Raw genomic sequence first — 9,539 nt, 5'->3', positions numbered from 1 at the left:
CACCTTCATGGCGGTCTTCGTCTCGCGCTTCGGGTCCGAAACCGCTTCCGCGCACCAGATCGTCGGCAACATGACGAGCATGTGCTACATGATCCCGCTCTCGATCGGGATCGCGAGCTCGGTGCTCGTCTCGCAGTGCCTGGGCGCCCGCTGGCCCGCGTTGAGCTACGCGGTCTTGAAGCGCTCCCTTCGCATCACGGCCGCGATCGCGCTCTGCATGTCGCTCGTGCTCTTCTTCCTCCGTGGCCCCATCATCTGGCTCTACACGAAGGAAGCGGCCGTGCACGCGCTCGCCGCCTCGCTCATTCTCTTCGGGTGCCTCTACCACCTCTTCGACGCCCTCCAGTGCGTGAGCTCCTTTTCGCTGCGCGGCTTCCGCGTCACGCGCGTCCCGATGATCATCTACGGCGTCATGCTCTGGGGCGTGGGGCTCGGGCTCGGCTACTACTTCGCCTTCCACGGCGAATGGGCGGGCGGCCCCTTCGGGGTCTACGGCTTCTGGGGGCTCACCTCCGTCGGGCTCTTCCTCACGGGGACGACGCTCTGCGGGATGGCGGTCTGGGTGGGCCGTCAGTTCGCGAAGGACGACGAGCACACGCCGGAGGAAATCGCCGCGGCGCTTGCGCACCGTGCCTGATCCCGGCAAGGATCCTCAGAGAACCCCTACCCAAGCCCGGACGCCCCGAAGGTGTCCGGGCTTTGCTTTGAGGGCTACCTCCACCGGCCGACGCGCGCTGCGCGCGTTTCTGCTACCGTAGGTCTTCCGGGCTCCCGGGCGCCCTCCGCGCGCCGGGCCCTCTGCCGGCGAGGTTTCCTTCCATGTCCACCATTCTCTTCCCGAGCCCCGTCTTCGGACCGGTGCGCTCGCGCCGTCTCGGCCTCTCGCTCGGGATCAATCTTCTTCCCGCCGACGGGAAGATCTGCTCGTTCGACTGCATCTACTGCGAGTGCGGCCGCAACGCCGACCACCGCGCCCACGAGCGGATGCCCTCACGCGAGCTCGTCCGCTCGGCCCTGGAAGAGAAGCTCCGGGCGATGAAGGCCGAGGGCGACCTCCCCGACGTGATCACCTTCGCCGGAAACGGTGAACCCACTGGGCACCCTGCCTTCCGGCAGATCATGTTCGACGTGGAGGCGCTTCGCGACCGATACGCGCCTGGGTGCGGGATCACGGTCCTCACGAACGCCTTTCACATGAACCGCCCCGAGGTCGTCGAGGCGCTCGGCCGTGCCGATCTCGTCCTCATGAAGCTCGACACGGTGAACGAAGACTTCATCCGCGCGGTCGACCGCCCGAACGCGAAGTACGACGTCGGGGAGATCGTGCGCCGCATCGCCGCCTTCGACGGGCACCGCGCCGTGCAGACGATGTTCCTCACGGGGACGTTTGAGGAAAGGAGCGTCGACAACACGTCGGACGCCTTCGTCGACCCGTGGCTCGAAGCCCTGAAGAAGATCCGCCCCGAACTCGTCACGATCTACACGATCGACCGCGAGACGCCCGAGAAGGGCCTCAAAAAGGCCGCGCCCGACGTGTTGGACGCGATCGCCGATCGGGTGCGTGCGTTGGGCTTCACCTGCACGGTGAGCTACTGACGGCCCCAAAAACACGAAAGCGCCGCGTCCCCAAGCCGGGATGCGGCGCTTTTTCCTTCGGGGTCCGAGGCCCCTCCCGGGGCCTCTACGCCGATCAGTAGCGGTGCTCGCGAAGCGCGGCGATGCGCTCTTCGATCGAGGGGTGCGTCGCGAAGAGCGAACCCATCCCGCCCGAGATGCCGAAGCCCTTGATGGAGCCTTCGAGCTCGCGGGGTTCGATCCCGCCCAGGCGCGCGAGGGCGTTCACCATCGGAACTTCGCTCCCCATGATGCGGGCGGCGCCGGCGTCGGCGTGGAATTCGCGGTAGCGCGAGAACGCGGCGACGACGATCCCGGCCAAGAACCCGAGCGCGATGTCAAGGACGAGCGAGGTGATGTAGTAGCCCGCGCCCGGCGCATCGTCCTCGTTCCTGAGGATCTGGCGGTCGACGACCCAGCCGATCACGCGCGAGAAGAAGACGACGAAGGTGTTCATCACGCCCTGAAGGAGCGTCTGCGTCACCATGTCGCCGTTCTTGACGTGGGAGAGTTCGTGCGCAATGACCGCTTCGACTTCCTCACGGTTCATGAGCTGGAGCAGCCCGGTCGAGACCGCCACCAGCGAATTCGACTGCGAGGGACCCGTCGCGAAGGCGTTGGGTTCGCCCTCGTAGATGCCGACTTCGGGCATGGGGATCCCGGCCGTCTGCGACTGCTGACGCACGACGCCCACGATGTAGGCTTCGAGGTTGTTCGCGGGGCGGTCGACGTCAATCATCCGCAGACCCATCGACATCTTCGCCATCGTCTTCGACATCAGAAGCGAGATGATCGAGCCCGTGAAGCCCACGACCATCGAGAAGATGAAGAGCGTGGCGAGGTTGAGATCGGCCCCGGCCATGCCGCCGAAGTTGACGCCGAAGACCATCTGCACGATCGTCAGCACCACGCTCAGCATGATGAAGACGGCGAGGTTGGCCAAAACAAGTAAGCCGATGCGCTTGAACATTTTCTTTATTCGATTCCTGAGGGAAAGTATGGTCGGGCCGACCGCTCTCTCATCCGGTCGGCTCTCGGGCGAAAGAGCGCCCGACGAACGGTTATTTTACGGTGCGGCCCGCGCTCTTCCGAACGCGGGCCGAAAAGATTGAGGGTGATTTGTAACAGGCGCGAAGAATCGTGCGCTCAGGCGCCTTTCTGGTCTTCGATGCGCCGCGGCGGGAAGCTGTCCCAGCTCCCGCAGCCGAGGCACCGCCACGAGAAGCTCGAGGCGAGGAACCCGCAGTGGCTGCAACGGTAGCGCGCGAAGCGCCGGGCGTGGCGCGCCATCAGCTGGGAGAGAAGCTTGATCTTTTCGTCTTCGGGTTCGGCCTTCGCCTGGAGCTGCAGGATCGCGTTGAAGGCGGACAAGGACGGATGCTGCGAGAGCATCGCCTTGGCGGCGGCTTCCGCGGACGCCGGATTCTCCCAGGAGGCGAGCCGCGTCAGGGCCTGCTCCAGGACGTCCACCGTGTGGTTTTCTTCGAGCGCGCGGCGCAGAAGCGAAAGCGCCTCTTCGCGCTCGCCCCCGGCGTCCAGCGCGTCGGCGATGCCGCCCAGGACGAGCGGCAGGTATTCGGGATGGCGCTGCGTCACGCGGCGCCAGTGGCGAAGCGCCTCGTCGCGCTCGCCCAGGGCGGTGGCGACGCGCCCCGCCGTGATGTCGACGCGGGGCGTCGCTTCGTCGCGCTCCAGGGCGCGTTCGACGTATTCCTTCGCGAGGCCGAAATTCTTCGCCTGGAGCGCCCCTTCGGCGAGCTCGCAGTTGTAGTGGGCGATCTCGACCGAACGGTCTTCGCCCGCGCGCTGCTCGATCGAGAGCGCCGTGTCGACGGCCAGCTGCCACTCGTGCTCGATCACGTAGATCTCGAGGAGCTTCTCCATCGCTTCGAGGTAGAAGGACGGCGTCTCGGAGAGCTGCCGGTAGGCGGCTTCCGCGCGGTCGTAGAGCCCCGCGGTGAAGTAGTCGAGCGCGAGTTCGCGGAGCGCCTCGACGCGCTCCTCCATCGCGAGGTCCTCGCGATTGAAGAGATGCTGATGGAGCCTCACCGCGCGCTCGAAGTCGCCGCGGCGGCGGTAGAGCTTCCCGAGGACGTGCTGGAGCTCCGTCGTGTCGGGGTCGAGCCGCACGGCTTCCGTGAAGGACTCGACGGCGCGGTCGGGTTCGTCGCCCAGAAGGAGCGACACGCCGCGCGTGTAGCACTCGGGGGGCTGATCGTGCTCGAACTGCTGCTTCGATTCGAGACCGCGGGAGAACCAACCCGCCGCGAAGAGCACCGGGACGGCGATGAGGTACCAGAGTTCGAAATCCATGGAACGCGCGCGACTTCTGATGAAAACGTTTGATTTTAGATGAGAAAAACCGCAGGCGTTTTCGCACCTGCGGTTTTCTTTGAGCCTTGGACGTGAGGCGGAGCGCCCCGTGAGGGCTTTCCGCCTCAGCGGTCCCGGCGGGAGGGCCTCACAGCTCGGGCTGCGGGGCCTGCCAGCCGAGTCCGTCCGGATCGGCGTCGACGCGCTCCCTCAGGTTCTTGCCTGCCCTGAAGAAGGCGACGTACCGGCCACCCACGTCGACGCGCGACCCGTCCTGCGGGTTGCGCCCCTTGTGGGGTTCGCGGTACTTCACCCCGAGGGAACCGAAGCCGCGGATCTCGATGCGGCCGCCATCGACAAGCTTGTTGACGATGTGGTCGAGAATCGCATCCGCGACGTCGGTCGAGAGCGTTTCATCCGATTGAGGGAAGAGGTCGCAGAATTCACGGATGAATTCCGACTTGACCATGGGCTTACCCATTCCGTTCCCTCCTGCGGATTACTTCTGCTCGAGCTTGGCCTTGAGCAGGGCGCCGAGGTTCGTCGTGCCGGAAGCGGCGTCGGCGTCGGCGTTGAGGCGGTCGAGCGCTTCACGCGCTTCGGCGGCGTCCTTCGCCTTGATCGAGAGCTGGATCGAACGGTTCTTGCGGTCCATCGAGACGATCACGGCTTCGACTTCTTCGCCTTCGGAGAGACGCGTGGTGGCGTCTTCAACGCGGTCGGCGGAGATTTCGGAAGCGCGGAGGTAGCCTTCGACGTCGTCACCGAGGTCGATCACGGCGCCCTTCGGGTCGACCGACTTGACCGTGCCCTTCACGAGCGTGCCCTTGTCGTGGGTCGAGGCGAAGTTGCCGAACGGATCACCGCCCATCTGCTTGATGCCGAGGGAGATGCGTTCACGGTCCGTGTCGATCGCGAGAACGACGGCTTCGAGTTCGTCGCCCTTCTTGAACTTGCGGACGGCGTCCTCACCGGATTCGTTCCAGGAGAGGTCGGAGAGGTGAACGAGACCGTCGATGCCGCCGGGGAGACCGATGAACACGCCGAAGTCGGTGATCGACTTGATCTGGCCGGAGACCTTGTCGCCCTTCTTGTGCGACTGGGCGAATTCTTCCCAGGGGTTCGCCTTGCACTGCTTCATGCCGAGCGAGATGCGGCGGCGTTCTTCGTCGATGTCGAGAACCATGACTTCGACTTCTTCGCCGAGCGTGACGACCTTGCGGGGATCGACGTTCTTGTTCGTCCAATCCATTTCGGAGACGTGGACGAGACCTTCGATGCCGGCTTCGACTTCAACGAAGGCACCGTAGTCGGTGATGTTCGTGACCTTGCCGAAGAGACGGGTCGACTGCGGGTAGCGGCGGGCGATGCCGATCCACGGATCTTCGCCGAGCTGCTTGAGGCCGAGCGAGACGCGGTTCTTTTCGCGGTCGAACTTGAGGACCTTGGCTTCGAGTTCCTGACCGACCTGAACGACTTCGCTCGGGTGGCGGACGCGGCGCCAGGCGAGGTCCGTGATGTGGAGGAGACCGTCGATGCCGCCGAGGTCGACGAACGCACCGTAGTCGGTGATGTTCTTGACGATGCCCTTGACGATGGCACCTTCCTGCAGCGTTTCGAGCAGCTTCGCGCGTTCTTCGCCCATGTTGGCTTCGACGACGGCGCGGCGCGAGACCACGACGTTGTTGCGCTTGCGGTCGAGCTTGATGACCTTGAATTCGTACGTGTTGCCTTCGTACGGCGTCGTGTCCTTGACCGGACGGGTGTCGACGAGCGAACCCGGGAGGAAGGCGCGGATGCCGTTGGTCATGACGGTGAGACCGCCCTTGACCTTGCCCGTGACGGTACCGGTGACGAGTTCGCCGGATTCGAGGGCGGATTCGAGGTTCATCCAGGCGGCGAGGCGCTTGGCCTTGTCGCGGCTGAGGATGGTGTCGCCGTAGCCGTTTTCGACGGCTTCGATGGCCACGGAAACGAAGTCGCCCGGCTGAACGGTCACTTCACCGCGATCGTCCTTGAATTCTTCGATGGGCACGTAGGCTTCGCTCTTGAGGCCGGCATTCACGACGACGAAGTTGTAGTCCACGCGGACGACTTCGGCGGTGATGACTTCACCCTGACGCATTTCCTGCTGGGCGAGGCTCTGTTCGAAGAGCTCAGCGAAGGATTCGGGCTTGTTGATTTCGTTGGACATTCTGTCTGGAAAAATGAAAAGCACACCCGCGGAACGCACGCTCAACTGCCGTGCGTGCGCACTCCTTGGGCGGAGTTGATGAATAACGCATCCGTATCCGGATGCGCGAGGAAGTTGAGAGTTTACAGCACTTTAGCGGGCCGTCGTCCACCAATCGAGGACTTTTTTGACGGCTTCTTCAATTCCCATCTCGGTCGTGTCGAGAAGACGCGCGTCCGCGGCGGGCTTCAAGGGCGCTTCGGCGCGCTCGCGGTCGCGCCGGTCGCGCTCTTCAAGATCCTTCGTGAGAAGGTCGAGGTCGGCCGTTTCGCCGCGGGCGGTGAGCTGCTTGTAGCGGCGTTCGGCGCGCACGCGCGCGGACGCCGTGAGGAACACCTTGAGGGGCGCTTCGGGGAAGACCACCGTCCCCATGTCGCGGCCGTCCGCAACGAGCCCCGGCGCACGCGCGGCGCGGCGCTGCAGATCAAAGAGCGCGCGGCGCACGCCCGGCACCACCGCGACCTTCGAGGTGGCGCGGCTCACTTCTTCCGAGCGGATCGCGAGCGTGACGTCTTCGCCCTCGAGAAGGATCCTTCCGTTTTCAAAGACCGGCGAGAGCTTCTCCGCGACGGCGGTGAGGCCTTCGGAGTCCGCGGGGTCGACCCCGGCTTTCAGCGCCGCCAAGGTCGCGATACGGTAGAGCGCGCCGCTGTCGAGGTAGTGAAAGCCCAGTTCGCGGGCGACGAGTTCGGCGACGGTGCCCTTGCCGCTCGCGGCCGGGCCGTCGAGCGTGATGACGGGGATCGTGTTCATGTGGGTACTCTTCAATTGTCGGGTGATCAGGCGTGGCGCAGCGCGAAGGTGCGGATGAAGCTCGAGAGTCCGGCGGCGCCTTCGATCGGCATCGCGTTGTAGAGGGACGCCCGGATGCCGCCCACGGTGCGGTGGCCGGCGAGGTTGATGAAGCCGGCTTCGGCCGCCTCCTTCACGAAGACGTCGGTAAGCATCTCGTCCCTCAGCCGGAAGGTGACGTTCATGCGGCTGCGCGCCTTCGGGTCGACCTTCGTCGCGTACATGTGGGGGCAGGCGTCGAGCGCGTCGTAGACCATCGAGGAGCGCTCGATGGCGCGCGTGTTCATGACGTCCAACCCGCCCTCCTTCTCGATCCATTGGGCCATGAGGTTCGCGACGTAGATCTGGGTGACGGGGGGCGTGTTGGGAAGATTCCCCGTGCGCACGTACGTGTCGTAGTTGAGCATGGTGGGCACTTCGGGGCTCGCGAGCCCCAGGAGGTCCCTGCGGACGATCACGACGGCCAAACCCGCGATGCCGAAATTCTTCTGCGTCCCCGCCCAGACGAGGCCGTAGCGGCTGACGTCGAAGGGCCGGCTCATGAAGTTGCTCGACATGTCGCAGGCGACGGGGATCCCCACCATCGCGGCGGGAGGCTCGGGAAACTCGATCCCGTGCACCGTCTCGTTGTCGCAGTAGTAGACGTAGGAGGCGTCTTCGGGGATGTCGAGCATCTCCTCGTCGGGGAGCTTCGTGCCGTTGCCGTGGTAGGCGACGTGCACGCGCGCGAAGCGCGCCGCTTCGTTCGCGGCGCCTTTGGACCACGTGCCCGTGACGACGTAGGAGGCGGAGACGCCCGCGCCCAAAAGGTTCAGGGGCACCATCGAAAACTGCATGCGGCCCCCGCCCGGGCAGAAGAGCACCGCGTAGTCCTCGGGCACCTTGAGGAGCCGCCGGATGCGGGCTTCGAGCCCGTGGAGGATCTCTTCAAAGGCGTCCGAGCGGTGATTGAGCTCCATCACCGAGCAGCCGAGGCCACGATAGTCCATGAGTTCCGCCTGAATCGTTTCGAGCACGGGTTCGGGGAGCATGCTCGGACCGGCGGAAAAATTGTAGGGACGCTTCATGTGGAGGGTCTTTTCGTGAACGGGCGGCACCTCCCGGTTCCTTGGGGAGATGCCGCCCGGGTCAAAACCAATGGGTGGATCGGTTATTCGGCCGAGTCGTCCTCGGTCTCTTCGGCGTCGTCGGCCTCGTCTTCAAGCGCTTCGGTCTCGTCGAGATCGTCGACGTCGTCCTCAAGGACCTCGTCCTCGTCTTCGGGCTCCTCAATTTCGAGGTGCTCGATTTCGGCGTCGTCCGAAGGCGGCACGATCCGCATCGAGACGAGCAGTTCGTCGTCCAGACGGAAGAGGCGCACGCCGTGCGCGCCTCGGCCGTAGACGCCGATCTCGGCGATGCGGGTGCGGATCATGCGGCCGCGGTTGCAGAGCATGATCACGTCTTCGGTTTCGCCGACGAGCTCGGCGGCCGCCACGGCGCCGTTCCTCGCGGAGCAGCGGATGAGCATCTGGCCCATCGTGCCGCGGCCGTGCGGCGTGAATTCCGAGAGTTCGACGCGCTTGCCGTAGCCGTTTTCGGTGGCGACCAAAATCTTCGCGCTCTCGTCCGTGATCGGCGTGCAGTTCAGAACGCGGGCGCCGGCCGGGAGGCGCATCGAGCGCACGCCCTTCGCCGTACGACCCATGACGCGCACCGACGACTGCGGGAAGCGGAGCGCGCGGCCCGCACTGCTCACGACGAAGAGGTCGCCCGAGCCGTCCGTGACCGACACACTCACGAGGCTGTCGCCCTCTACGAGCGTCATCGCGCGAAGGCCGGTGCCGGGGCGGGCGTTGCGGTAGGCGGAAAGCGGCGTGCGCTTCACGTAGCCGTTCGCAGTCGCGAGGATCACGATCTGCGAGTCGTCGCCCTTTTCGGCGAACTCGGTGATGGGCTGCGTGAAGGTGATGCGTTCGCCCTCGTCGAGCGAGAGGAGGTTGACGATCGGGCGGCCGCGGGCGCTCGACTTCCCTTCGGGGAGGTCGAAGACGTCGAGCGCGAAGATGCGGCCCATCGACGAGAAGCAGAGCAGGATGTCGTGCGTGTTCGCGACGAAGAGGTGTTCGACCTCGTCGTCCTTCGTCATCGACTGGACGTTGCGGCCCTTGCCGCCGCGGCCCTGCGCGGCGTAGTCGGCGAGTTCCTGCATCTTGATGAAGCCGCCCTTCGAGATGGTGACCACCATGTCGCGGCGCGGGATGAGGTCGCGCTGGTTGAAGCTCGGATCGCCCAGAAGGTCAATCGTCGAGCGGCGTTCGTCGCCGAACTCATTGCCGATCGCTTCGAGTTCTTCGCCGATGATCGCGGTGACGCGTTCGGGCTTGGCGAGGATGTCGAGGTAGTCCATCAGCTCGTCGACGCGGGTGCGGAAGTCCGAGAGGATCTTTTCCTGTTCGAGCCCGGTCAGGCGGCGCAGGTTCATCGCGAGGATGTTGTCGACCTGCGGGCGCGTGAGCCAGTAGAGGCCGTCCTTGCGCAGCCCGCGCGAGCGGTCCATGTCCTCGGGGTAGAAGTCTTTTTCGAACCCTTGGGCGCGGGCGGTGAT

General features: G+C 65.2%; 9 protein-coding genes. 2 read left to right on the top strand and 7 right to left on the bottom strand.

The annotated features are described in order from the left end of the window. The coding region (locus tag HMPREF9440_RS11795) for an MATE family efflux transporter (protein WP_040763204.1) at positions 1–637 on the top strand (637 nt) is incomplete at its 5' end. 182 nt (positions 638–819) lie between these two features. After that, complete coding sequence (locus tag HMPREF9440_RS01720; RefSeq protein WP_008540880.1) at positions 820–1,596, top strand: radical SAM protein; 777 nt, start codon at positions 820–822, stop codon at positions 1,594–1,596. A 94-nt stretch (positions 1,597–1,690) separates the two neighbouring features. Here the strand turns inward: HMPREF9440_RS01720 and htpX are convergent, their stop codons facing one another. The 7 genes from htpX to HMPREF9440_RS11790 form a co-directional block, all read right to left on the bottom strand. Further along, positions 1,691–2,584 (bottom strand): protease HtpX, encoded by an 894-nt coding sequence (gene htpX, locus HMPREF9440_RS01715; protein ID WP_008540879.1) that lies wholly within the window; start codon positions 2,582–2,584, stop codon positions 1,691–1,693. Between the two features lie 176 nt (positions 2,585–2,760). Further along, the gene (locus HMPREF9440_RS01710; protein WP_008540878.1) at positions 2,761–3,927 is read right to left on the bottom strand and encodes a tetratricopeptide repeat protein; all 1,167 of its coding nucleotides are present in this window, start codon (positions 3,925–3,927) and stop codon (positions 2,761–2,763) included. Positions 3,928–4,075: 148 nt separating this feature from the next. Then, on the bottom strand, positions 4,076–4,408 hold the full coding sequence (locus HMPREF9440_RS01705; protein ID WP_008540877.1) for an HU family DNA-binding protein: 333 nt from the start codon (positions 4,406–4,408) through the stop codon (positions 4,076–4,078). A gap of 18 nt (positions 4,409–4,426) precedes the next feature. Continuing rightward, positions 4,427–6,121: a 30S ribosomal protein S1 gene (gene rpsA / locus HMPREF9440_RS01700; protein WP_008540876.1), complete on the bottom strand. Its 1,695-nt coding sequence runs from the start codon at positions 6,119–6,121 to the stop codon at positions 4,427–4,429. 132 nt (positions 6,122–6,253) lie between these two features. After that, positions 6,254–6,913 carry a (d)CMP kinase gene (gene cmk / locus HMPREF9440_RS01695; RefSeq protein WP_008540875.1) on the bottom strand — a complete coding sequence of 220 codons (660 nt, stop codon included), beginning with the start codon at positions 6,911–6,913 and terminating at the stop codon, positions 6,254–6,256. 26 nt (positions 6,914–6,939) lie between these two features. Beyond that, entirely contained in the window at positions 6,940–8,049 is a 1,110-nt protein-coding gene (gene serC, locus HMPREF9440_RS01690; RefSeq protein ID WP_245523551.1) for a phosphoserine transaminase, read from the bottom strand. A gap of 53 nt (positions 8,050–8,102) precedes the next feature. Then, positions 8,103–9,539: DNA gyrase C-terminal beta-propeller domain-containing protein (locus tag HMPREF9440_RS11790; protein ID WP_008540873.1), on the bottom strand; the 1,437-nt coding region annotated here is incomplete at its 5' end.

Origin of the sequence: Sutterella parvirubra YIT 11816 (genome assembly GCF_000250875.1) — a bacterium.
In the GTDB taxonomy this organism is placed as follows: Bacteria; Pseudomonadota; Gammaproteobacteria; order Burkholderiales; family Burkholderiaceae_F; genus Sutterella; species Sutterella parvirubra.
The sequence above is the reverse complement of the archived record's forward strand: the minus strand, read 5'-3'. Positions and strand labels throughout refer to the sequence as shown.

Bases quoted from the DNA above. Each gene is read 5' to 3' on its own strand.
- HMPREF9440_RS01720 (WP_008540880.1), top strand. From the start codon at position 820: ATGTCCACCATTCTCTTCCCGAGCCCCGTCTTCGGACCGGTGCGCTCG.
- htpX (WP_008540879.1), bottom strand. From the start codon at position 2,584: ATGTTCAAGCGCATCGGCTTACTTGTTTTGGCCAACCTCGCCGTCTTC.
- HMPREF9440_RS01710 (WP_008540878.1), bottom strand. From the start codon at position 3,927: ATGGATTTCGAACTCTGGTACCTCATCGCCGTCCCGGTGCTCTTCGCG.
- HMPREF9440_RS01705 (WP_008540877.1), bottom strand. From the start codon at position 4,408: ATGGGTAAGCCCATGGTCAAGTCGGAATTCATCCGTGAATTCTGCGAC.
- rpsA (WP_008540876.1), bottom strand. From the start codon at position 6,121: ATGTCCAACGAAATCAACAAGCCCGAATCCTTCGCTGAGCTCTTCGAA.
- cmk (WP_008540875.1), bottom strand. From the start codon at position 6,913: ATGAACACGATCCCCGTCATCACGCTCGACGGCCCGGCCGCGAGCGGC.